We start from the raw sequence: 25,781 nt of genomic DNA, 5'->3' as shown, positions 1-25,781 counted from the left end.
CTCTTAAAAGAAGACATAAATATGAAAACAAGATACATTATTTCCAGTGCCCTGATGGCACTTGCAACCGTCGGTTGCACTGACCTGGACGTGGACATCAAATCGGTCTATACGGAATATCCCACTGATTCGGAAATTGCTATAGAAGCTAGAATCAGTAATGCTTATTTCGCCTTCCGCGATGCCATTGGCCGTCGCTACGATGAAGGTATCTCATGCAACTCTGATGAATATACAGCAGTCAGCTTTGGTGGTGACTACTTAAATGACCGCGACATGGCAAACTTCTCACTTCACAGTGTAGATCAGGATGCCTGCAAAAACCAATTAAACGTTTATAGCGAAATTCAAGGTGGTATAACTAAATGTAACCAAATTCTCATGGATTTGGGAGACGAAAATGTATCGGTTTCCGCCCCTGTACGTGCAGCGCGTGCTTTCTATACTTTTTTGCTGATGGACAATTGGGGTGACACCCCCATCATTGACTATCGATTACTGGGAGCAGATGGAATAGTAGACCGTTCTCCACGTGCCGATGTAGCCCGTTGGATTGAGACCGAACTGCTGGAAGTGCGCGATGACTGCCCTACGGAAGTATCTTCCGAAACCTACGGCACACCCACCCGTTGGATGGTAGACGCTCTTCTTGCCAAGCTATACATCAATTGGAATGTCTATACGCAAGATGTCACCAGTGCCAGTTGGTCATCTACCGCTACCAATGAAAAGCTGAATGATTGTGTTGCAGCGTGTGATGATGTAATTAAATCCGGTTTGTTTGATTTGAGCGACGATTACAAAAAGAAGTTCATGTATGACAACGGCCCACATATCAAAGATTTCATCTATGCAATGCCATTCGATGCTATTACCCAGACAGGCATGACGTACGCCCGTTTCCGCACTTGGCGTCAAGGACAGAAAGATAACGGCTTTTACTCTGTTCCATTGGCTTCTTCCGTAGGTGGCAACATGGCACTAACTCCAGAATATGCAGAATTATTCTGTCTGCCGGGCGACCGCCGCAACGATGTAATTGCCGGTGATGCGAATGCAGAGACATTTGATGTTTATCAGTACGACGCCACAACTGGTGAAAAGACGAATGTACGCAACACTTATCAGGGCACTCCTGTCGTTTTCACCAAAAAGATTACACTGGCTACACAAGATGGAGACCTCAATACAGGTAAAAATCTAACCGGATGGGTTCAAGGGTATAAATCCATCAAATTCTTCCCCAACGTAGAAGAAGTGAATGCCCATAGCCGCAACCAGAGTAACGACATACCTATCTTCCGCTATGCAGATATTTTATTGATGAAGTGCGAAGCCATCGTTCGTGGTGCATCCGCCACCAACGGAGACACCCCTCAAAGCTTGTTTAATCAGATTCGTTCGTATGTAAATGCTCCCACGATATCTTCCACCCCATCATTGCAGGATATCCTCGATGAACGTGGACGTGAATTCCTGGATGAACACTGGCGTCGCAACGACCTGATTCGTTTCGGTGACTTCGAACGCGAATGGGGCTTCAAGTATTTGAACCCGAATGCCAATGCTTTGACCAACCGCTTGTTACCGTTAAGTCGTGACATTTTGAATGTCAACACCAATTGGAAACAAAATAACGGATATTAAGTAATTGTTTTCTTTTAGAGTTTCTAAAACCTAAAGCCCCGCATTGCAACTGATACACCCAAATTAGTCAGTTGCAGTGCCTGGCTTTTTCATTCAAACAAAAACTTCTACCAATGAAAACCAAACTAATCACACTATCCTTCCTATTGTTATTCTCAACAAATACTTTTGCACAAGATACCGGACTTACCAATTACGTCGATCCGCGTATCGGTTCCGAGGGACTGGGCCGTGTCTTCATCGGTCCTTCCTGCCCCTACGGAATGGTGAAACCCTCACCGGACTGTACCCCACGTCCCAACAGCGGCTGGTTGCCCATGCCCGAACAGGTGGACGGCTTCTCCCAAGTACACGTTAGCGGAACAGGTGGCGGCCCCAAATACGGAAACATCCTTGTAATGCCTTTCTGCAACGGAATGGACCGCATCAATCACATCGACCATCGCAAGGACGAAACAATAAAATTAGGATATTACTCCACCCAATTCCAGTCTTCCGGCATACAAACAGAAATTACCACCGCTCCCAAAGCATCGTTCTATCGGTTCACCTACCCCAAAGACTCCCTGAAATCACTGGCCATCGATGCCGGATTCTTCTTAGGTGAAAGCCCCGTACCCGATGCCCGCGAAGCTCAGCAATTCGTAGGTTCCGAAATACAAATCGTCTCCGACCATGAAGTCATCGGCTACACCCGTATTCGCGGCGGATGGAACAATGGCCGTGCCTATACAGTCTACTTTTACGCAGAAACCGACAAGCCTTTCGTAAATACAGCTACCTGGAAAAGCGATAAGATCACAGATGAGAAGTTCCAATACGACTCACATCAAAAGACCGGAGCCCTGTTGCGCTTCAACTCTTCTGAAGACGTTATACAACTGAAAGTAGGTATCTCTTTCCTCAGCTCACTGAAAGCACGTCAGAATGCCCATACTGACATTCCTCACTGGTCATTCGAAACTGTACACAAACAGTTACTGGCCCAATGGGAAGATTTACTCCAAAGAATTGAAATCTCTCCCCGCACCCCCGAAGCACAGAAACGTATGTTCTACACCGGCCTCTATCATACCATGATTATGCCTGTAGACCGCAGTGGAGAAAATCCTCTCTGGGCAGATGACGAACCTTATTACGATGACTTCTACGCCATCTGGGACACTTACCGCACTTCTACTCCACTCATCACCCTGATAGACCCGAAACGTGAAACAGACATCGTCCGTTCACTTATCAACATCTACAAACGAGACGGCTACATGCCCGACGCCCGTAGCGGTAACAGCAATGGTCGTACCCAAGGCGGTTCGAATGCTGAAATCGTAATAGCCGATGCTTTCGTAAAAGGTCTGGAAGGAATAGACTACGAACTCGGTCTGCAAGCCATGCTGAAAGATGCAACCGTCTGCCCCGGCGACCGCCATGAAGCGGAAGGGCGTGGCGGACTGATCCCCTATCTGGAACTCGGCTATATCCCCTACGGCATCCCCCGCGCCGGAAACCGCACCGTAGAATATTCTTATTGTGACTATGCCATCGCCCTAGTTGCCAAAGGTCTGGGAAAAGAGGATCTTTACCAACACTACCTGAAACAATCCGGAAATTGGAAGAATCTCTGGCGTGACGATTATGAACATGCCGGTGCCAAAGGCTTTATCCTGCCCCGTGATGAAAAGGGCAATTGGCTGGATGAAATCACTTTCGGAAAATCCAAGATACAAAAACCGACTTTTACCTATACCCCCGTCACCTTTGAAGGCCCCTGGTACACTCCCTGGTGGGACATGTTCTTCTATGAAGCTTCTTCGTGGGAGTATTCTCTGAGTATTCCGCACGATGTTCCCGGACTGATTGAGAGATGCGGCGGTGCAGAGAAGTTTGAAACACGTCTGGATATTTTCTTCGACAAGGGCTTCTTCAATGTAAACAATGAACCGTCTTTCCTCTCCCCCTGTCTTTATCATTGGCTGGGAAAGCCCTACCGGAGCAGCGACCGTATCCGTGAAATCATCTCCAAGAACTACAACGATGGTCCTGTCGGACTACCGGGAAATGACGACTCGGGTGCCATGTCGTCCTGGCTTGCTTTCCACATGATGGGATTATATCCCAATGCCGGACAAGATTATTATCTTATCAACACTCCTTTATTGGAAGAAACAATCTTCCGGCTGGATAACGGAAGGACTTTCCGGATTTCCACCCAGGGGCTTTCGGACAAGAACAGATACATACAATCCGTCACACTGAACGGAGCAGCTTACCCTTACTCAGCTATACGGCATAAAGACATCATTGCCGGTGGTGAACTAATCCTGAAGATGGGAAAGAAACCAAGTGAATGGGGGCAGCAATTATTGTTGAACGAAGAAAACAAGAAATGATGAAGAAACACATAATTCTATCCGTCTTATTGTGCCTGGGCTTCACCGGAAGCCTGTTGGCACAGAGCATTGTACCCGATACGCTGCTATTTGTATTCAAACTGCACGGACAGACACGGAAGTACGAAATGTCTTTCCGCGAAAAGCAGGATTCAATCTGTCTGTATTGGGGAATAGAACGCAACCTGAAATGGCAATCGGGAAGTTATACCATGGGACCTAAGTCCACAGAGCAGGCCGTACAGCTCAGTTTCCTGCAACCGGAAGACGGTAAGCACGTACAGCTCTCTCCGGAGGAAACGGTTTACTTCCTTTCCCGCTCCGCCTATAAACAGCTGAAGGAACAGAATACACTTGTATACAATCAGACAACATACTCCGTTCTGGATAGCAATGAGAGAGCTTTGGGTTATCCACTCATTCATGTAAAAGATGCTGTGGAAGGATGCGAAATGTGGATACTGGATAATCCAAAACTTTCGTTAGTATGGAGAATGCGCAACAACCCGTTAGGGATTAACTGGGAAATAAGTACTCCTAAATTACCTTCCCTATAAAAGACTTTATTTATCACATAATCCCCTCATATAGAAGGTGGCATCTTTCGTTACAAAAGATGCCACCTTCTATCAACAAGCTTTCAGAATTCGTCATCCACTCCATCCAGTCAGCTACGTGAAAGGTTCTGTATATAAATATCCAGACTATCTGTAGCAGATAAAGCCAATTTAATCTTAATACGTTGTTTAGCCTTCAACACAGATCGGGGAGTTATATTAAAAAGGATCGAAATTGTTTTATTGCCCAATCGGGCACGAACTAAATAGCACAATTTCAACTCCCGAATATTCAATTGATAAGAAACCAAGTCTTCTGACAAACACCTGCACTCCATTCTCTATATGAAACACCTGTTCTTCCTCTCCTCTAGTCAGACAATGCAGATGAAACAACGCCCCTTTCGGCATATTATCTTGTTACATCCATTATTCTCCAACTTAGTAATGACTAAAAAATAACTTGGTACAGATTATGCTGGTTTTATTAGGTAACACTTAAAAAACAACTTGGGACGGATGAACTCGGGACTATAAAGTTATTCAAGAGTTTCGCAAGTAGCCTGAAAGGTTACATGCGAAACTTGAGTAAAGTTACTTTCTTACTTTGTCAGGACATACTTTTATTTTCATTTTTATCTTTCAGTTCTTCAGCCTATTCCCGAATCGCCTCATTTATAAGCTTTACGGCTGAAACCTCCGCTGAATGAGCTGAACCATCCCGGAATCACTCAGTGATGCGACCGATATGTCAATATGTCAAATTGACAAATTGATAATTCTAACGTGCGAGAATGCTTTCTTTCAGTACTGTCGGAGGGGAAGAAGTGAAAAGCGCAAGGAGAACGTTTAGCAAAAACGTACAATGATTACTGTCTGCAAGAAAAAGAATCACTATGATCTTTTTATCTACCGATCCGCTTTAAATAGTCTTTATAATTAACAGTATTACTGCAAAATGAAACTTGCCGGATGGTTGGGGCTCGTGTTCAGATAGAACAGAATAAACCGGTTTTGGAGAAGGCTACACCCTTTCCTCCGGATGGTGTCACCCTTTTTGCAGGATAACTACACCCTTTTGGGCAAAAGGTGTAGCCATTTTGCAAATTACATAGTTAGTTGTGCTCAATTACATTATTAGTTATACCTTATTACATGGTTAGTTATGCTCAATTACATGGTTAGTTCGAGGCAAACAGATGGTCTGTTTCAAGGAAAATGAGGATTCATTGAGCCAGAAGAGTCTGTTTGCATCAAGCACATGTTAGCGGAATGCACATAATAATATCTTTATGCTTGCATAATGAGAATATTAGCATCATTATTATTATTCTATTAAGTCCGTTCGTTGCACACTTGCGAAACTCTTAAGTCGTTCATCAACAATAGGCGTGACCCACCTATATATCGGACCTGTTGGATCTATAGATCGGACGTGTCGCATCTATAGATCCAACGTGCCGCATCTATAGATCCAATGGCACCCATATATAGATACTAGAAGAACCGGCTGAAAGACTGAAACTAAAAATCCTGTAATTATAGTTTGCCAGTATATCCGTTTGACGGAATTCAGCCATTTGATGTTGACACAAATCTAAAAACTGATGACAAACAAAGACCCATTGATGAATCTCTATCATCAAAACAAATTTCCCATTCAACCGGATCAGAATCCGGGTTGAATGGGAAATATATTCTTTAGATTTCGTTTCCTATTCTATCACAAGAAGAGTAGCAGAATTACTGATTACTCCCACCAATTGATATTGCCGTTTTCCACTGCTGCCTGGAAATTCGGATACTTGATTTCAATGTTCTGCCGTTCATCAGTCCACTCACAGGTAGTCGGGCAGCACAGTTTCCCTGGAGCTTTCCCCACTTCTGCCGGCAATATCACATCATTCACGCGAACGGGTATATCTTTTATATCGTTATATCTGTTCTTTAGTCGGAATATTACCGGAGCTTTTGCCTGCTTGTCATAAGTATTCACCATTGTGGATTGAGAAACGCCAAACAGTTCGTGTACTTCATTGTCTTCAATATACAAAGGCATTGTACCACCGGCTGCCTGTAAGGTCACCACAGTTGCACCATTCACGGTTACGGCATCAAATACAACATCATTGAAATCGAAATCTCCACCAGATATTGTAAGATCTTCCGCCATGATTCTTTGGGCTTTTATATATTTAGCCGGAACAATTCGTACGATCCAATCGCTATAATCTCCATCCGGTGGAGTGTTTTGATTCATATAGCACTCAAAATCAAGTCCAACATAATAATCTCCTTCATAGAATATTATTATATGTTCATCATATCTGGTGCCTCCTTCGCCCTTATAGCTGAATGAACTTGTACCGCTGTCATACATAAACATGATACTTCCGGCTGATTTATTGAAATTGTAAACTTCATCCGGAGTCCCATTCTTCTCCTTATGTACAGCCAATTGATTCATATTGTCCTTATTTCCATAGTAGACATGCTGAACAAAGAAATCCGACCAATTCACACTCTCTATAACAGTGGCCTTTGAAGGATCTTTGAAAAGCTCTACAATTTTGTTTATTTTCTCAGAAGTAAGATCATCACTTGAGGGAACTTCCACGAAGTCCTTCCATTGATTGCTATTAGGATTGGAACTACGTGTTGTTGCCCCTCCAAATCCCCAATTCTGATTAGAAGCAATTGCTCCATACTTTCCTACAAAAGCTGCTTCATACTGAGCAAGCTTTACATCTCCTGCTTTGTCCGGATCGTATAGACTATCGGAACTACAAGAATACAAGGCGCCTACAATGACACTTAAAAGTCCCAACTTAAGAATTCTATTCATACGCTTCCTGTTTTTTATGTTAAACGATTCTTTTATTGCCTGTTACTTTAAAGTAAAAGCATATTCTCTGATACAAAGATATATATATTTTGCACAAGTTGTATTTATTTTAGGATAAAAAATACAACTTTTAGTCAAAACAGGAGTTGATTGCTCTATAAACGCTGAGATTGGGTGGTAATCCTTTATATATTCTTACTTTACGGCTATTCTTTTCCTATTATCTCCGCCAGGAAAGTTTCAACCTCTTTCCATGAATAATAAGGAACCATTTTGCTCTTCAGCGGCAGTGTCACTTCACACTCGTTCAACAGAAATTTCACCAGTATATCATTCTTCTTATCGCGATAGAAAATCAGTTGAAGATTAGCTCCCATAGGAGAAACCCGGTAATCTTGCCAGGCAAGATGAAACTTCTCCATATCCACCTCCTGATTACTACATCCTTCTATCTGCATCAAAGCAAGCAGACGAATGAGATGAGTATCATGCCCGAAACGGAGATCGGCCGCAGGGGTTCCTTTCTCTATGGCGGCATCCGCACTTTCCAGGATATTACGCAGCAAAGGTACGGCACAACGAGGCATCAGGCCGCCATTGAGCGGAGCAGCAGCATTGCAAACATACATGCGGGCATTCACTGTCTTCCAAACTCCTACTAATTCCTCATATTCAAAGATATCATAGAAAGACAAATCCAACTCAACATTCTGCATATCAGCGGCAATCCAATAAAGGCTGCGCATCATGGCGTCTTGATCCGTTATCGCTTCAGGCTTCACAAACAGGGAGGCCATCAGACGTTCGGGACGGACGTTCTTTTTTTCAAACTCTCTGAAGCTACGCCTCCACGGAGCCTTCTCAGAAGCAAATTTCTCACCTTCGGGGGATGTATAGGCGATATAATCCATATACCGATGGTAAGCTCTACGGTTTACTTGCAGGCCAGGATTCAGTTCTTTCAGGCGTTCGGTGAAATAACTCATACTCATGGCACAACGCAGGGAAGTGGATGAGCGGGCGTCAATGAAAGCATCCCCCCGAAATACTTGCGGAAAGTTATGATACATCCGTTCGGCTATCTCACGGTGCTGGCGCTCGCCAAGTGGGGTGATACTTCCACTACATCCGCGGGCATCTTCCCAAACCTTATGCAGACGTTCGCGGACATCCACGCCAAGGGGGGTCAGTTCGGAACATTGATAAAGGGAATCAAAGACGCAGATAACTTCCGTATAACGCTCATCCGCCGTCATCCAGCGGGAACCGTGACGACCGTAGTGACTGATGTAGAAAGGCTCATAACCAGCAGGAGCAGGAGTATAGGTGGATGAAGGAACAGGATAAGCATAATAAATACTTCCTGTCTGCTCCGGAGTTAATGCAGACTGGGAACGAGCTGTGAAAGTACACAGCAAATACAAGATAAAAATTATGCTTTGTCTCATCTTCGTGACGAATTTAAGTTATTAATATGAATCAGTAGCTTGTAGCTTATCACTTTTATTTCTTTATTTTCAGATTACGAACATCCCTCTGCCCAATGCCTTCTGCTGCCTGATCGGGACGGATATCTCCCCAAGTAACGGTGCAATCATCTATCAGAATATCAGATGCCGTATCGATATAAAAACCATACGTCTTATCATGGATAAACCCTTCGCCCACACACGGACGTTTATCATAGATACCACCCTCATAAGCCGTACGCTTTTGCAATAGCAGGTCTACGTCTTCAAAGTAGATATGATTCACTTTGTCTTGTGTATCCCCACCTACAAAGATGCCGTTCTCGCTGGTGCATTTGATATTTGTGAAGTAAATACGGCTCACCTCTCCGCAACGTCCTTCGGTAGCTCCCTTCGGGAAACGCCAGCCGGCATCTTTATGATTGCCTACGGCACGCGGATAGGAAGTCACGTAAATAGGTTCCGCCTTTCCCCACCAGACATCGGAGAAGAACATGCAATCCACAATCATATTAGAGAAAATCACATTGGTAACCGTTCCTTCATCCCGGTTCTGAATACCGATGCCACGGTTACTGTTCTTGATGATACAGTTATTGAACAGTACATTATTAATCTTATCCATATTTTCCGAACCTATCTTGATGGCACAGGAACGGGAAACCATAGTACAGTTGGTTACAACTATGTCTTCGCACGAACCGTATTCTTCAAACTCACGACGATTCTTCAGACAGATGCAGTCATCACCCGATTCGATATGGCAATTGGCTATACGTACATTCTTGGAATGGTCTACATCGATGCCGTCACCGTTGCGTATCTTCAAGTTATTCAGGATAGAGATGCCATCGATGGAGACATCGTTGCAACCGATGAGATGAACCGTCCAATAGGCACTGTTGCGGATTGTCACATCACGGATCACTGTTTTCTCTATATTGATAAGCGTCAGTACATGCGGACGGGGATCAAAGTCGGTCACCGGTTTCAGTTCATAAGAGTCTTCCAGTTCCTTACCCATAAAGGAGACACCGTTTCCATCTATGGCTCCTGTTCCGGTGATGGATACCTCTTTCAGATCTTGACCATGAATCCACATCATGCCTTCACCACGATTATCACGGAAAGCGCTCAGTGTATAGGCAGCCTCATCAGGATTGGCAAGCAGACAGGAATTAGGTTCCAGATGCAGTTCCACAAATGAGGCCAGATGGAAAGGGCTGCACATGAAAGTACGCCCTGCCGGAACCAGTACCGTTCCGCCACCCGACTTGGAACACTGATCGATAGCAGCTTGTATGGCCGCGGCGTCATCGGTGACACCATCACCTTTGGCTCCGTATTCCATAATGTTATAAATAGTCCCTCCGGTCTTCGGAGTGCCGCATGCCCCTAACAGCAAGATGCTGCACAGGACAAACAAAAATGCTTTTGCTCTCATATAAGTTATCTTTCTTAAAATTAGTAAGCTACGGGCTACGAGCTGCAAGTTACGAGCTACAAGCTACGAGTGCTGCGCTATATAGTCCTATAAGCTATCAACTATTATTTTACACTAACATACCGGAAGGCACTTGTAGCTCGTAGCATGTAGCTCATCACTCAATCACCGTCGGCGGACAGTCTTCCGCTGCTGCTCCCCACTCTTTATTCGGTTTATCCCCCATCACAAACTCCATCACACCACCGTTCACTATATCCTGATGGGTAATGTAATTACGCGTATAAGGTTTTCCGTTCAGCGTTGCCGACTGAATATAGATATTCCTCTGCGATGCGTTACGGGCTTTCACCGTGAACTTCTTTCCACTCTCAAGATTCAGCGTGAAGCTGGGGAATGAGGGGCTGGCAAGTATATAATACGGAGTACCGGGACACACCGGATAGAATCCCATAGCGGCAAACATGTACCAGGCCGACATCTGTCCGGCATCGTCATTGCCGGAAAGTCCACCCGGTTCATTCAGATATTCCGTTTCCATAACGTGGCGGACAGCACGCTGAGTCTTCCAGGGTTCACCTGCATAATTGAACATATAAGCAACCTGATGACAAGGCTCGTTTCCATGCCAGTAACGTTGTTCACTGAACATGGAATCCAACTTGGTTACATACTTATCTTTCCCTCCCATACTTGCCATCAGTCCGTATGGATCTTGCGGCACGTACCAGGTATAGTGACAGGGGGCACCTTCAGTAATAAAACGGGCAAAATTAAAAGCATTGGCATCATTCAGAAAAGTACCATCGGCATGGCGCCCCTGGGCATATCCCGTACGGGGATCTATCACATTGCGATAATTGGCAGCACGCCGTATCAATACCTGGTAATCATCCGTCTTACCCAAAGCTTTTGCCATCTGTGCAAGGGCAAAGTCATCATAAGCATATTCCAAGGTACGTGATACCTGTTCCTTTGTATGAAAAGCATCAGGTACACCGTCTTCAAGAGGAATATATCCGTACTCCAGATAAGAGGTCAGAGCTCGACGCCCCATACCATTTTTATATTCATCAAGGTTAGAAGGAGTTTCAAAGGCATTCTTACGCATTCCTTCATAAGCCTTGTCCACATCGAAATTACGAATCCCCTTACAGTATGCATCGCTGATGGCGGAGATACAATGATCACCTATCATAGCGGCAGTATAGCTATTCCAACAAGGAAAGATAGGCAACCAACCACCTTGTTCATATTTATGCACCAAAGATTGCATCATATCTCCCCCCTTTGTCGGAAAAAGCAGATTGATCATCGGGTGCAGGGCACGGTAGGTATCCCACATACTATAATCCTCATAATACGTTTCTCCTTCAGGAAGTTGGCATATCGGAGTGCCATTCGCAAAAGAGGGATAACGGCCATCTATATCATTGAATGTATGCGGCAGAAAAGAAGCACGATAGAAAGCACCGTAAAACATTTCCTTGTCTGCAAGTCGTTCGGTCTCTACATCAATAGCAGAGAGATGTTTCTCCCACATCTGTCTTAGCTCTGTGCAAGTCTGTCCAAAGTCCCAATGAGGAATTTCAGCTTTCAGGTTCTTCAAAGCACCATCCCGGTCGGTAAAAGAGGAGGCAGCTTTCACCAATACCTCTTCACCTTCGGTCACATCAAACTCCACATAGGCACCTATCTGCGCCGCATCTCCTATCTGAATGACGCCGGGAGACAAAGAATCTCCCCTGAACACACCGTAATCCGTCAGCTTCTTTTGGAACTGAATGATAAAATATCCGCTATACCCTGCCGATTTTCCCCAACCCTGATAAATGCGGTGAACAGGATTATATCCGTAAATCTGATTGTTAAGGGTGTCGATGCAGATATATCCCTGACCTTCATCACTGTTAGGGTTTACCACCAGATAACCTTTTCCCGCTTTGCTGTATGTGAAACGGAAAATTGCGGAACGCGAACGCCCCGTCATTTCGGCATAGATATTCTCATCCGGCAGGGAAACCGTATAATAAGCCGGTGTTGCCGTTTCTTTCTCATGGGAGAAACGGGTGGAACGTGCTTCCGGCTGGCAACGCAATTTACCGAAGAGCGGCATCAACGTCATAGAACCGTAGTCCTGCGTACATCCGCCCACAATCCAGTGGGAGTTACGAAAGCCTTGCAGCAGAGTATCTGCGTAATAATAGGGTGCTATGCATTTCTCCTCCGTGTCCCGCGTCTGCGCAGTCCAGAAGTTCATTCCGTTGGGTTCGAGTACCGCCGGGAGGGTTTGCCCGTATTCTTCCGTATCCCTGCCAAACAACCCCGCTGTATGGGTCGCACTGGGGGCGGTACCTACACGAGTATCGATATAGGATAATCGCGACTCGTCAACAGTCCCACAACGACTGGTACACGAAGTAGTACCCGGCAGCAACACAGTTGCCAGTAACAGAGAATAGCATGTATAGATTGTTCGTCTCATCATTATTATATTTTTATATAGATTTTCTTTTTATACAATGGATAGCCGCACGCTCCCATCAGCAGTGTAAAGGCAAGGGCGTAAACGGCAGATGCCAGATAAGGATCAGTTATCAGAAAATGTACCCCTTCGTAAATCGCCGGCTTACTTCCGGTGGCGCCAATGACAATAGCCGCTACCTCGCTGAGTACGTAGAGAAACAAAGGGTTAACGCCGAATATTTCAAAGAAACGACACCAGTTCTTCTTTTCCTTCATATCAATGAAATAAATCAGCACAGACTGAAGCATGGCTGCCAATCCACATGTTACTAACACAAATGTAGGCGACCAGATACGCTTATTCAACGGTAGGGCTTCTGTCAGCACAAAACCGCATGCCATCAGAATAAAACCTGCAACAAACAATTTCAGTGTTTTCTGTTCCAAAGCTTCCTTAGCCAGAATGATTTTCCCACAACAGAAGCCGATCAATGTATGAGCGATAGCAGAAAGGGTACTGGTAAGTCCTTCCGGATCTATCGGGCTTTTATGATAAAGGTGGTCTGCACCTAATACATTCCGGTCTATGATAGCCAGAAGGTTTGTATCATCCGGTGCATATCCGTTGCCTATACAAAGCAATACGGCATATCCGGCAATAAGGCAACCAATGATCCAGCCGATATATTTATGATTGACATACAAGGCTACAAAGGAAACTACACAATAGCACAAGGCTATACGCGGCAGCACTCCCGTAAGCCGAAGATGGGCAAAAGGAAAGAAATCTCCATCACAAATAAAGTGAAACCAGTGAATAGCCCAGCCGATGCATAAAATAACAAGAGTACGTTTCAGTACCTTACGGACCACTGAACCAGATGCTTGAAAATGGAACTTGCTCAAAGCAATATAAGTGGAAACTCCCATGATGAACAAAAAGAACGGAAAGACCAGATCACAAAGAGTCAGCCCATTCCATGCAGAATGTTGCAAAGAATCATAAGATAACTTCCCACCGGAATTATTGACGAGGATCATACCGACGACAGTAATTCCGCGCAGCACATCAAGAGACAAAAGTCGCTTCTTCTGTGGGGAAGTGGAAATTGGGGGGTGAGAGTTTTCCATATACTTTCTAAATATCAATATGCACAGTTGGTTGTATCTCAGTTATACTATCTCATTGCCTTCTCAAACACTTCTTTCGCCACATCCACACAGCTTCCTTCAGGAACCGAACTATACGGATTCTTTGCCAATGTCCAGGGTTCTTCCATCGCATAATAATCCAGCTTAACTTCGGGTTTACCATCCAGTTGATCCTGAAGAGTTTGCCAATAGGCTGCCCAACGTTTATAATAGAAATCGCGCAGAATACCGTTCCATTCCTTATGTGCATAGTCACGCAGACCACCGTCATCAGCGCAAACACGATTGCCCCAAGTGGTTATCTGCACGCGGGCATTCCACTCGTACAGGTCTTTTTCTTCGGGAGTAGTCCCCAAATTGCGTGCCTGCTCTATCCAACGGCCTACACGGAATTCACTACGTGTACCCAGCAATTTATCCTGCAACAGCAATATATCCAGGAATTTCCGGGAGTCACGGGCAAAACTGCGTTTATCAAAGCTTTTGAAGTCAGCAATGGTCCGGTTATAAACAATACGTCCTTTATCGGAAAGAGACTGTCGTACGATGTCTACCAAGTCATATTCAAAGTTATTATTACCACGATATTTATCGGCTACTTCCACCATCAGCCGTGCTGCTTCTTCCGTAACGGTAGGATCATAATAGTTCTTCATCTTCGACCAGCTCGATGCCTGGAAGTTATTCAGCGAAGGACGTCCGCAGAAAATAGACTCATGAGGACCTTGTTGGTTATTTCCGAAAGGACAGTTATAAATGGTATTGGCAAGCAAAGTCCATGCTTTTTCTATCTTCTCGTCTCTTACACCATAACGGGCAAAGAGATAATCTTTCAGCCATTCTTCTTTCGTGAATTTCTCCGGTCGCCAGGGAAGTTCGCACATCAGTTCAAACATCATGGGGTTATTCTCTGCACCTTCCATGGTCAGACCTATTCCTTTCAGGTGAACAGCTAACGGATTATTCTTAGTCAGGTAGAAATTATCGAGTAACTGGTCCATACGACCGTGAAGTCCCACATTGCCACCGAAATTGAGCAACATACAGAACAGCCAATTGTGCTGTTCATACCCCTTGTCACGCTTCCAGATGGAAGGGATTCCCCACATAGGACGACATTCACTGAACAGGTCCAGTATCAGCAGATCTCCATTCTGCATATTCTTTATCATCTCGGGACGAGGATTCTCTGTCCAGCCCTGCACTACCCAGGTGGCTTTCGGATTCACTTTTTTCATAGCCGCCATAATAGCTTTCCCGGCCGCATCGAAATCTACTGAAGCGGCATTCTCAGCTTCATGAAAAGGGTCCATAGAATAATAATCGACCTTGCCGAAAAGCTTCTCCTGTTCCTGATAATATAAATCGGCAATCTCGGCAAAGCGGACATCGGTAGGTTGCAGGAAAGCAGGACGGGTAAAGCCGTTCCATAAATCAGACTTGGTCAGGTTCAGTCCCAACTTCTCATCAGCATCGTGGGGAACCATACCTGAATATCCCGGAAATACAGGTTTAATGCCATATTCGCGCATACGCTTCAAAATTTTCTTCTGCAAAGTTTCCTGCTGTACATACCAGGAATCCGGATTAGGTCCGCCCCATCCTTCCAGATTATTCATTGCCCACCAGGCAAGAAAAGCAGGGCCGGCAATGAATCGGTTAATTTCATCTTTAGAATATCCCAGTTTTTGAAGCATATTGAACCAGATACATTCCTGGCCTACGGCTGCCAAAGGGAGATTGATACCATGTAGAGCCATCCAGTCTATTTCTTTCTCCCAGCGTTCCCAATCCCAAAAGGCCATGGTGTAGGAATAGGTACAATAGTTGAAATCGTAACGGAGTGAGAGAGATGTTTCGTGACGCTCTTTTCGGGGGACAGGAGGAAGTACCTGCGGCAATTTCGCCTGCATACCATTCCATGACAGTTGGATACCGGCATAATATTTCAGATACCAGTTGATACCTGTCGCTATATTCACATAGTTATTACCCCGGACTACGACTTTAGTTCCTTTCTGGTCCAGTTCGAAAAAATCATCCGCACCTTTCTTGAATTCGATAACAAATTTCTTCGATGCTCCCTTATCAATTCTTTCGAGCAAACCGTTTATAGGGTTGGCTGATAACTGAACGGATAAGCCTACTATTAACAAAATGAGTAAACAGAATTTGGTTTTCATGGTATTCATTCTTCTGAGTGATGTGCAAAAGTAAGCGTTTATTTTTTTATGTAAGGAGAAAATAGAAAAGTTTGGGACGAATATAGTAAAGAATGACACACCTTCTTACCCCTTCTTCCCCAACTTCGAGCTCGGCAAATATCCGAAGAACTCTTTGAAACACTTCGTAAAATATTTAGGATCGTTGAATCCTACAGCATAGGCTATTTCGGAAACATTCACATCTCCCGATCCTTCCTGTATCATCCGTTGCGCCACGTTCAGACGGTAGTTCTTCATAAACTGTCCGATGGGCTGTCCCGTCAGGTCCTGCATTTTCTTGTTGACCAATGTCTTGCTGTAGCCCATGTCGCGTACAAAGCGTTCCAGGTTATATTCCGCATCGGCATAGTGTTCCTTCATCAGGTTGACCGCATTCGTAATGAATGTCTTGTCTCGCGATTCTTCCTTTACATGCAGCTCTTCCACATTACTGCTGGATGAGAACATCTTCTTATATTTCCTTCGCAGACTCAGTATATTACGGATACGAAGCCGGAGCACTTCTTCATCAAAAGGTTTGCAAAGATACTCGTCCACACCTATTTCAAAGCTTCTTTTCTCTTGTACGTCCGAGCGAAGCGCCGTAAGCATTAGGAAAGGAATGTGCGAAGTCGCCAGATTCTCCTTGATACGGCGGGACAACTCCATACCATCCATCACAGGCATCATCAAATCACTGACTATTAAGTCGACGGTATGTTTCTGAACGATTTCAAGGGCCTCCTGCCCGTCACCTGCCTCAAACAAACGATAATCCCCCACAAGCAGTGTGCGGATATACGAACGCATATCTTTATTATCTTCCACAATCAGGATAGTCTCTTTCTTCTGGGTATCCTCCGGTTGCAAAGTATCCGGTAGATATACACTATCAGGCTGTACCCACTCCCCATTCGTCTCTACCCGTTCTCCGGGAATCAGCGGCATCAACATACGGAATGAAGCCCCCTGCCTGTGATTATTGCGGGCAAAGATTTCTCCGCCATGCAAATATACAATCCGCTTGCACAGGAAAAGACCGATGCCTGTACCGCTCTGCCCGTAAACCGGATATTTGGTACTCTTCTTAGACTGGTAAAAGCGGTCGAAAATCTTTTCCAGATCTTCTACCACAAGGCCATGTCCCGTATCGCATACATTCATATAGAATAGTTTCTCCCCGTTCTTTCCTTTAACAGATGCCACAAATATGTCAATACGACCGCTATCCGGTGTAAACTTAATAGCATTCGAAACCAGATTCACCAACACCTTGCGCATATATCCTGTATCGATCATCAGAAAGGGATTCTCCAAACGGAAATAAGTACATATGTCGATATGCCTTTCCTTGGCAAAGACTCTGAAAGGTATCAGCAACTCAGACAAAAACTCGATAAAATTCGAGGAACGCTTATCCAGCACCACCTTGTCTATGTCCAGTTTCCGGAAGTCCATCAGTTCATTGACTAGAGAAAGCAAATACCGTGAATTTCGCTCGGCTATCTGCAACTGTGCCTTTACAGCCTCATCCTGCGTCTCCTTTAAAGCATGTTCAATGGGGCCATGAATCAGTGTAACCGGAGTACGGAATTCATGAGTAATGTTCGTAAAGAAAGCAATCTTCTCTTCCGTAATCTCTTTTACGTGTTGAGCCATGGTTTCCAACTGTTTGTTCTGGACAGCCAGTTCCTGCGTGCGCAGTTCCACTTCTTTTTCCAATCGCGCTTTCTGTTCACGATAACTCCGCATCTTCCGCTTATAGAATAAATAAATAGCAAGGCAAATAACTACGACAAGAAGCAGATAGAATCCAATGGATTTATAAAAATAAGGAGTAATCCCCACTTCTATGTCAGTTATTTCATCCGACCAACGCCCCAACTCATCCGTCGCACGCACTTGCAGGGTGTAGTTCCCCGGCGGGACAGCTGCATATCTTGCCATACAATCACCCGGTTGAGTTTCATTCCACTCTTCCTCGTATCCCTCCAGACGATAGGCAAAACGAATACGGCTGCTGTTTCCATAATTCTGTGTGGTAAATCCTACGGAGAAACGATTCTCCCTTTCATGCAGGAAAATACCGGAGGCAAGGGTGATATCCTTTTGCAGATAATCACCACTGGAAGGATAGATAATATTTCCTCCAATCGCCAGTGAAGAGAGTTTCACATGCGAATCCGCAGACGGCGAAGTTTCATTATCAGAATGAATAATGACCAGTCCGTCTATAGTAGCCATATAGATAAAGTCGTGCTTTGACGAATAATGGATGCCATTCCAGTAGAACTGAATAGCAGGCAGGCCATCAGCCTGCGTGTAGTTACTGAATGTCATCGACTGGATATTCAGACGGGACACTCCATCATTCGTAGTCAACCACAAGTTTCCCTTCCCATCTTCAGCCATACCGATAATTGTATTATTAGGCAACCCGTGACGTGTGGTATAGTTTTTAAAGACAAAATGATTATTCTTGTCACTCGTCAACTGATACAGTCCGCTTCCATTGCCACCCAGCCAGATAGTACCATTCTTGTCTTCCAAAATGCTATTAATCTTTTCCAGTTGTGTTGACTGTGGATTATCCAGTTTATACCGAAGATATTTATAATCAAAGCGCTTGTTCGACTTAGCAAAAGAAGCAAGGTCTACAATGAAGACACCTTGCGTGGTTCCCACCCACAAACGTTTATTTCTATCAATCAACAGGGCGTGAACCGCTTCGAACTCATTATCCGACTGATCGAATAATACACGGATGAAAGTATCTTTCCGCTTATCGTAGAAATGCACTCCACGTGTAGAGCCGAACCATATTCCGTGATTGATCACATCTTCACAGGCACTATTAATAAAGTCACCTTCCAATTCGGGAATATTCTCACGGGTATAGCGCTTAAAGGTACGGTTATTGGGAATATTCAGGTTCAGTTCGTTAATGCCCACACCCCAGGTATATGCCCACAAACGATTATCGGAGTCAATCAGCAGTCCGGTAATAGTGTTATTACTGATGGAAGTAATATCGTTAGGAGAAAAAAGATGATGGGCACAAGTCTTTTCCTCCTGATTCCATTTCATCAGTCCACGTTCTACTAATCCAATCCAAAGATTGCCGTCTTTATCTTCACCTACAGCATTAACAGGTGTAGGAGTATCTGTTTCTGTGACAGAAGTGCCGCATGTCCATAATTCTGTTTGCAAACGCTTCGGGGAAAGCAGGTTAATGCCTCCGGTTTCAGTACCCAGCCAGATGGTCTCTCCATCGGTGAACAGGCAGTTGATGGCATTACAGTTAATGGTTACTCCACCCCGGTCACTGGTCTGACGGATGAATGAAAAAGTATCCGTATCTTTGTTATACACATTCAGTCCATTCAGGGTAGATACGATCAGGTGCCCCCGTTCCGTCTGTTTGATATCCGTTATATAGGCTTGGCTCAACATTCCGGGACGATGAGTGGAATAACGATACCTCTTCAGGCTTCGTTCGGCATGATTATATCTGAATAGACCACGGTTAGAGCCAATCCACAAAGCATCCCCATCCGCCTGCATACAGGAAATCCGCCAATCTTCACTGAAAGAAACCAAACTATCGGACAAGATATCTGCCTTTAAGAGATGATCCGGTTGCTTCTCAACACGATATACCTGGTTGTCAATACCTGCACAAACTGTCCAGCCTATATCAAGAATGGCATGTACGGGAGATTCGCATTCGCTCTTCAGACGATACCAGGTCTTTATATCTCCCTGATCGTCCAAATCAATACACCACAGTTCTTTATTGCCGGAAATCCATAAATCTCCCTGTCTGTCTTTATAAATGGTACTAACGTTTTCATTCAATAACTTTTGCAGCGGACTATCCGGTGGAACAGGGAGTTTTACCAAAGCATAAGTATCCAGGTCGAGGATATCTATCCCACCTTCGGATGCAATCCACAATCGCCGGAAGTTATCTTCACAAATCTTATGGACAAAGTCATTCTTTAAGCGTATCGGTTCCGTTTGTGTACCATAATTCAAGAACTGATAACCATCATATCTGCCTATACCATAATGTGTGGCAACCCAGACGTACCCTCCGGAATCTTTAAAGATATCACTTACAAAGCTATAAGGCAGCCCTGCATTTTCAGTGATAAACTTAAAGTTGTACTGGCTGAAAAAGCGATCCGCACTTTTCGGAAAAAGCGCCAAAACATGTATCAGACAGATGAGAAAAAGGAAAATACGTTGTTTCATTTCTTTTCGATTCGGATACGCGCGTCTACTGCAATCACATATTTTTCCGTTGCCAGTAGTGGGTTGATATCCATTTCCTTGATCTCCGTTGCAAAACGCAACAAAGTAGAAAGGCGTACGATAATCTCGGCGAATTTATCTTCATTCACCCCCTTTTGTCCGCGTGTTCCCTTGATAATTTTGTAAGCACGAAGGGAATGAATCATGGAGTAAGCCTCTTCATACGAAAGCGGTGCCAGACCGGAAGAAACGTCCTTAAGCACTTCCACAAAGATACCACCCAAACCACACAGCACTACATGCCCGAATTTCTCTTCATACTTGGCGCCTACGAAAAGTTCCGTACCCGTCAGCATCGGTTGTATCAGGATACCTGTCACTTCGGGAATCTGCATCATACGTTCAAATTCAAACGCCAGATGCTCTTCTCCCTTGATATTAAGCACCACACCGCCTACGTCGGATTTATGAACAGGTCCCACCACCTTTGCCACTACAGGGAAACCTGTGCGACGAACAAAAGCCAGCACCTCGTCTTTATTGGCCGACACAAATTCCTCAACTATGGGGATGCCGGCAGCATGCAGCAATGCCTGTACATAATGGGGCTGAATATATCCATCTTCGGGGATAGAGTCTATAATACGACGAATACGCGGCACATCCACACCAAAGAGTTCGATCTCATTGGCGGCAGGCCGGGAAGCATTCATAATGCGAGACAATGCGGTACCCAATGTCACTTCGTCAGCAAAGTTCACATGCCCTTTAGCAAGGAAAGCGGCAACTTCCGCTCCGGCAGTATTGATGGAGGGAAGAATGGGAAAGATCGGTTTACTGCATGTCTGCATCTTCTCATGCAACACGTCATACATCTCGAACATGGTAACCAGTCCCGGTGTCCCGAAGATAGCCAGAACAGCATCAATATTATCAAATTTCTCTTCACAATATTCCAGGCAAAGACGCAAATGGTCGGGAGTTCCCGTAGCCAGGATATCAATCGGATTTCCTACAGCTGCACCGGGGAAGAGTTTACTTTTCAATTCGTCCACAACCGGGCCTTCCAGCTTGGGCACATTCAGTCCGCCTTTACTCAGCGCATCAGTCAGCATAACGCCCGGACCTCCGGCATGGGTAATGATGGCAAAATTCTTTCCTTTTAGTTCCGGTAGAGTGAAAATACAACCTACCGTCGTCAGTTCCTCGCGCGAATAACAACGTACAATACCTGCCTTACGGAACAAAGCTTCCACTGCCGAGTCCGAACTGGCAATGGCACCTGTATGCGAAGATGCCGCACGACTACCACTTTCACTGCTACCTGCCTTGATGGCAGCAATCTTACAGCCTTTCTTTATCAGAGAGGATGCATGGAACAACAGACGGTCCGGGTCACCGATACTTTCAATATAGAGCAGTTTTATTTTAGAATCTTTATCTGCCTGGAAATTCTCGTCCATATATTGCAGCACATCTTCCACACCTATCTGCTTGGCATTCCCCACAGACCAGACAGAATTAAACTGCAAACCTTTTGTTACGGCACTTTCCAAAATGAAAACAGCAGTCGCACCGGAGCTGGATATCAAATCGACTCCTTGAGGATGCAATTGCGGAATGGGTTGACTGAACACACTATGATGCCAGGTATTCATCAGTCCGATGCAGTTCGGCCCTATCAGGGAGGCACCGTACTTATTTACCGTTTCCAGAATACGGTCTTCCAGCAGAGCGCCCTCATGTGTCTCTTCACCGAATCCGGCGGAGAGAATAATAAACGCCCGTACCTGCTTCTCAGCTGCAAGCACTTCCACGGCATCAGGACACATCTGTGCGGGAATAGCGAGTATCGCAAGTTCCGTATCGGGAATGTCCTTCACATCAGCATAAGCTGTTACACCTTGTACTTCTGTCTCTTTCGGATTCACGGCACGAAGTTCACCGGTATAACCACCATTAATAAGGTTACGCAGGATAGCGCCTCCCGGCTTGTGCACATTATTGGATGCTCCCACCACTACAATACTGGCAGGACGAAGCAATTGGTTTGTTATCATAGTCTGTTCACTTTAAGTTCAGGATACAATGTGACAAATATACGTCTTTTATGCAATCCTGCAATCGGAAAAGAAAAGAAAAATAGAAGTGTAATCGGGAAAGGGGGTTTCAAGTAAGCAGTCTTTTTGGATGGCAGAATAAGAGATATTGCAACAATTCAAAATAATTGTCAGTATTCCGTATAAAGATTTCATATATTTGAAGCCTCATTCTAAAAATGGGGACATAACGAAACAGAATTATGGACATCAGAAACAGAATACAACAACTATTAACCGCCATCAACCAAGGGGTTTATGAGAAGGATACGGAATTAGGCTTATCATTATTGGCTGCACTGGCAGGCGAAAGTGTTCTTTTGCTGGGGCCTCCGGGGGTTGCCAAATCCATGGTGGCACGCCGACTGAAGGCTGCCTTCAAGGGAGCAAAGGCTTTCGAATATCTGATGTCACGTTTTTCTACTCCCGACGAGATATTCGGCCCTATCAGTATCAACCGGCTCAAGGAATTCGATAAATACGAACGTGCCATTGAAGGATATCTCCCTACGGCAAGTGTAGTATTCCTGGATGAGATATGGAAAGCAGGGCCTGCCATACAGAATTCATTACTCACCGCCATCAATGAGAAAATTTACCGGAACGGAGACAGAGAAATCAAACTACCGCTTAAACTTCTGATTGCCGCCAGTAACGAGTTGCCCGCGCACGGCGAAGGACTCGAAGCATTGTGGGACCGATTTCTGTTACGCATCATCTGCACCTGTGTGAAAGATGAAGCGACCTTCTACAACATGCTGCTCGATGATAATGATAAAGAAATAAACATACCCACAGATCTGCAAATCAGTGAAGAAGAATATGCAGACTGGCGCAGAAAGATAAACCAGGTTTCACTATCCACCGAAATACTACATTATATTACGAATATCCGCCATCAATTGAAACGTCTTCCGCTGGATGATGAAGACACAGTTCGAAACGTATACATAAGTGACCGACGCTGGAAGAACATCGTGCAACTATTGAAAGCCTCAGCCTTCATCAACGGACGCACAGCCGTGAATTCGGCAGATTTGCCGCCTCTATACCATTGCCTATGGAACGAGATAGACGAGTGCGAGCCCATTCATCAATTAGTTCTCCGTGAACTGTTCACTTCCTGCCTTGAAAAAATGGAAGAAATCACCGAAGCGATTAAGAGTGATATACGAATCAGCCGGGTGCGCCAGGCGCTGGAAGATTTTAAAAACAATTGCTCGCCCAAGAATGACCTTGAAATTACGGATTACTTCTACTATCATGTAGCAGAACATGGCACAGGTCATACCTATATCTTCGCCGTAGACTATCTGGCACTGAAAGAGCAGAAGAGAGAGAATGCTCCGAGACAAGCCGTCATCTATCCCGATCCGTTGAATCCGGGACGCTCAATTATCCGTTGTTATCCGGGTGGAGCACCCTCAGGCGCAGTTCAACAACGGGTGAACCTGTACAGAGAGGGAACAGAATACCTGTTAATAGATGGTGTGCGATATCCAATGACGCAAAGGAAGAAAGGAGAAAAAATGACTAAAGCATCTCACCAGTCCGAACAAACTTCCCAAAACCTGTTCGACAAACTGCCCCAGATCACCTCCCGCAATTACCGGGATGAACTGAACCGGCTCTTTCAGCATCTTCTCACCCTTACCAACTCCTTATGCACGAACAATCTGTTCGTCAGCCCCGCTGACAAAGAGTTAATCACCCATTACTCGGACGAAGTGCTGAAAAAACTGCGGAACGTAGAAATCGAAGAGGAAAAGTTACAATTCAACTTGCAGCAATATGGCAGGGCTGAGCAAAAGGAAGTATGATATCCAGTTCTATGTAAAAGTAGTCGAGAAGTTCGTACAAACGGGAGAATGTGCCAAGACGCTATACGGTGAAACGGAAGATCCCCTGCTTCTCTATCTGCTGGCCATCATGAACGATCCGTCCATCAGGGTTCTGGTGCTAGGCGATGAGGTCCGTGCACGCATATTCTACGATATCACCACGCAATTTGTCTGGCAGTTTCTGGAACAAGAGAAATTTCAGATGCAAAGAGCGCAATCCGAACTTGGAGAAATGGAAAGTGCCCTGAATTGGATTAAAGAGAAACGGGATGGATGGCAGGCTCTACTGAGAAAAATCAAAGATGACTATAAAGAGAATGCCTTCGATGAACCATTCTACGAACATATGTTCGGGGACAAAGACAAGCAACATGATTCCACCGTTTGGGAGAAGATGCTGAAAGACTGGGAAGATTCTTTTCAGCAGAAGCAGCAGGAACAGAAAGAGAAAAATCTGGATGCCAAGAAAGACTTTCTGGAAAAGAAACTGAAAACCAGCCTGAACAAGATACCGGAATACCTGGAAGAGCACCAAGTGGACAAGGAGGAATTCTATCAGGCATGGAGCATGATGAACGGATTGTGGAATACCATCGATTTTGAGAATATCCGGAAGATTGTAAAACTGCAAAAGGAATACCCCGAACTGCTGAAGGTAGCCAACCGTATGGGAAGAATAGCCGACGATGAAGGCAGCAAACAGGTATATGTAACGGAAGGCAGTGTCTACAAACTGGCTCATTCCCAAAAGAGCGATATTCTGGGTGTCACCATCGGTAACGACCTGAACGCCCTGCTTCCTTCGGAATTGCTATATTATGCAGACAGCGAACTGCAAGATGTCTTCATACTGAAATACTTCACGCAGAAGCTACAGACCTTCCGTTATAAATCGGAAATCATGCAGCCTTCCAGACGTCTGGAAGCAAAACCGGCAGTTCTGAAAGGGCCTATGATCGTATGCCTCGACACTTCGGGCAGCATGACGGGGAAACCGGAGCGAATGGCCAATTCCTTGCTGATAAAACTGATTGAAATAGCTGAACTTCAAAACAGGGAATGTTTCCTCATCACATTCTCCGTATCCACCAAAACCATTGACATACGCCGCGACCGGCTGAAACTGATGGAATTCTTCAGCCACCCCTTCACCGGTGATACGGATGCCACCCAAATGCTGAAAGACACTTTCAGAATGCTCGACGAGAACCGCTATATGAATGCTGATGTCTTACTTATCAGCGATTACCGCATCCCCAAATGCAAACCTGAGCTATTAAAACAAATGAGCGTACACCGGGAAAAGGGTACTCTCTTCTATGGTCTACAGATTGGCATTGCTCCGAATGAATGGACAGAGCATTTCGATCACATCTACAGGATAGAGTATCATGTAGATCGCAAATATTAAAG

At 44.9% G+C, this 25,781-nt stretch carries 13 protein-coding genes and 1 pseudogene; 5 read left to right on the top strand and 9 right to left on the bottom strand.

Going from position 1 to position 25,781, the window contains the following annotated elements; genetic code table 11:
* The first annotated feature begins 21 nt into the window (after window positions 1-21).
* From K429_RS0112200 to K429_RS0112190, 3 genes are all read left to right on the top strand, one after another.
* On the top strand, window positions 22-1,647 hold the full coding sequence (locus K429_RS0112200; RefSeq protein ID WP_007211741.1) for a RagB/SusD family nutrient uptake outer membrane protein: 1,626 nt from the start codon (window positions 22-24) through the stop codon (window positions 1,645-1,647).
* A gap of 113 nt (window positions 1,648-1,760) precedes the next feature.
* Window positions 1,761-4,034 carry a GH92 family glycosyl hydrolase gene (locus K429_RS0112195; protein WP_026367100.1) on the top strand — a complete coding sequence of 758 codons (2,274 nt, stop codon included), beginning with the start codon at window positions 1,761-1,763 and terminating at the stop codon, window positions 4,032-4,034.
* Window positions 4,031-4,591, top strand: a complete 561-nt coding sequence (locus K429_RS0112190) for a hypothetical protein (RefSeq protein ID WP_026367099.1) — start codon at window positions 4,031-4,033, stop codon at window positions 4,589-4,591. The genes K429_RS0112195 and K429_RS0112190 overlap by 4 nt, the downstream gene beginning before the upstream one ends.
* A gap of 110 nt (window positions 4,592-4,701) precedes the next feature.
* On the opposite strand, the pseudogene K429_RS30900 reads toward K429_RS0112190, so the two are convergent.
* From K429_RS30900 to K429_RS0112140, 9 genes and pseudogenes are all read right to left on the bottom strand, one after another.
* A pseudogene (locus K429_RS30900) lies at window positions 4,702-4,917 on the bottom strand (helix-turn-helix transcriptional regulator); the annotation flags it as partial.
* 1,424 nt (window positions 4,918-6,341) lie between these two features.
* Window positions 6,342-7,436, bottom strand: coding sequence for a hypothetical protein (locus K429_RS0112175; RefSeq protein ID WP_026367097.1), 1,095 nt, complete (start codon window positions 7,434-7,436; stop codon window positions 6,342-6,344).
* A 206-nt stretch (window positions 7,437-7,642) separates the two neighbouring features.
* Window positions 7,643-8,884 carry a histidine-type phosphatase gene (locus K429_RS0112170; RefSeq protein WP_026367096.1) on the bottom strand — a complete coding sequence of 414 codons (1,242 nt, stop codon included), beginning with the start codon at window positions 8,882-8,884 and terminating at the stop codon, window positions 7,643-7,645.
* Window positions 8,885-8,939: 55 nt separating this feature from the next.
* On the bottom strand, window positions 8,940-10,349 hold the full coding sequence (locus K429_RS0112165) for a glycoside hydrolase family 28 protein (RefSeq protein ID WP_026367095.1): 1,410 nt from the start codon (window positions 10,347-10,349) through the stop codon (window positions 8,940-8,942).
* Window positions 10,350-10,506: 157 nt separating this feature from the next.
* On the bottom strand, window positions 10,507-12,834 hold the full coding sequence (locus tag K429_RS0112160) for a GH92 family glycosyl hydrolase (RefSeq protein WP_026367094.1): 2,328 nt from the start codon (window positions 12,832-12,834) through the stop codon (window positions 10,507-10,509).
* A gap of 5 nt (window positions 12,835-12,839) precedes the next feature.
* Window positions 12,840-13,946, bottom strand: coding sequence for an acyltransferase family protein (locus K429_RS0112155; RefSeq protein ID WP_026367093.1), 1,107 nt, complete (start codon window positions 13,944-13,946; stop codon window positions 12,840-12,842).
* 47 nt (window positions 13,947-13,993) lie between these two features.
* On the bottom strand, window positions 13,994-16,150 hold the full coding sequence (locus tag K429_RS0112150; RefSeq protein WP_044096810.1) for an alpha-N-acetylglucosaminidase: 2,157 nt from the start codon (window positions 16,148-16,150) through the stop codon (window positions 13,994-13,996).
* 105 nt (window positions 16,151-16,255) lie between these two features.
* A complete protein-coding gene (locus tag K429_RS0112145) occupies window positions 16,256-20,428 on the bottom strand; it encodes a two-component regulator propeller domain-containing protein (RefSeq protein ID WP_026367091.1) in 4,173 nt (1,390 codons plus the stop codon).
* Complete coding sequence (locus K429_RS0112140; protein ID WP_007219240.1) at window positions 20,425-22,488, bottom strand: acetate--CoA ligase family protein; 2,064 nt, start codon at window positions 22,486-22,488, stop codon at window positions 20,425-20,427. Before K429_RS0112140 ends, K429_RS0112145 begins: the two co-directional genes overlap by 4 nt.
* Before the next feature lie 242 nt (window positions 22,489-22,730).
* Here K429_RS0112140 and K429_RS0112135 point away from each other — a divergent pair, with 242 nt between their 5' ends.
* Both K429_RS0112135 and K429_RS0112130 read left to right on the top strand, forming a co-directional pair.
* Window positions 22,731-24,347 (top strand): AAA family ATPase, encoded by a 1,617-nt coding sequence (locus K429_RS0112135; protein ID WP_026367090.1) that lies wholly within the window; start codon window positions 22,731-22,733, stop codon window positions 24,345-24,347.
* Window positions 24,319-25,779, top strand: coding sequence for a hypothetical protein (locus K429_RS0112130; RefSeq protein ID WP_026367089.1), 1,461 nt, complete (start codon window positions 24,319-24,321; stop codon window positions 25,777-25,779). The genes K429_RS0112135 and K429_RS0112130 overlap by 29 nt, the downstream gene beginning before the upstream one ends.
* Window positions 25,780-25,781: the final 2 nt, after the last annotated feature.

It is taken from the genome of Bacteroides sp. 14(A) (genome assembly GCF_000526555.1).
GTDB classification, from domain to species: Bacteria; Bacteroidota; Bacteroidia; order Bacteroidales; family Bacteroidaceae; genus Bacteroides; species Bacteroides cellulosilyticus.
This window is presented reverse-complemented; position numbering and strand designations above follow the sequence as displayed.

Excerpts from the sequence above, each read along its gene's own strand:
- K429_RS0112190 (WP_026367099.1), top strand. The coding sequence starts at position 4,031 with ATGATGAAGAAACACATAATTCTATCCGTCTTATTGTGCCTGGGCTTC.
- K429_RS0112170 (WP_026367096.1), bottom strand. The coding sequence starts at position 8,884 with ATGAGACAAAGCATAATTTTTATCTTGTATTTGCTGTGTACTTTCACA.
- K429_RS0112160 (WP_026367094.1), bottom strand. The coding sequence starts at position 12,834 with ATGAGACGAACAATCTATACATGCTATTCTCTGTTACTGGCAACTGTG.
- K429_RS0112140 (WP_007219240.1), bottom strand. The coding sequence starts at position 22,488 with ATGATAACAAACCAATTGCTTCGTCCTGCCAGTATTGTAGTGGTGGGA.
- K429_RS0112200 (WP_007211741.1), top strand. The coding sequence starts at position 22 with ATGAAAACAAGATACATTATTTCCAGTGCCCTGATGGCACTTGCAACC.
- K429_RS0112165 (WP_026367095.1), bottom strand. The coding sequence starts at position 10,349 with ATGAGAGCAAAAGCATTTTTGTTTGTCCTGTGCAGCATCTTGCTGTTA.
- K429_RS0112195 (WP_026367100.1), top strand. The coding sequence starts at position 1,761 with ATGAAAACCAAACTAATCACACTATCCTTCCTATTGTTATTCTCAACA.
- K429_RS0112145 (WP_026367091.1), bottom strand. The coding sequence starts at position 20,428 with ATGAAACAACGTATTTTCCTTTTTCTCATCTGTCTGATACATGTTTTG.
- K429_RS0112130 (WP_026367089.1), top strand. The coding sequence starts at position 24,319 with ATGGCAGGGCTGAGCAAAAGGAAGTATGATATCCAGTTCTATGTAAAA.
- K429_RS0112150 (WP_044096810.1), bottom strand. The coding sequence starts at position 16,150 with ATGAAAACCAAATTCTGTTTACTCATTTTGTTAATAGTAGGCTTATCC.
- K429_RS0112155 (WP_026367093.1), bottom strand. The coding sequence starts at position 13,946 with ATGGAAAACTCTCACCCCCCAATTTCCACTTCCCCACAGAAGAAGCGA.
- K429_RS0112175 (WP_026367097.1), bottom strand. The coding sequence starts at position 7,436 with ATGAATAGAATTCTTAAGTTGGGACTTTTAAGTGTCATTGTAGGCGCC.
- K429_RS0112135 (WP_026367090.1), top strand. The coding sequence starts at position 22,731 with ATGGACATCAGAAACAGAATACAACAACTATTAACCGCCATCAACCAA.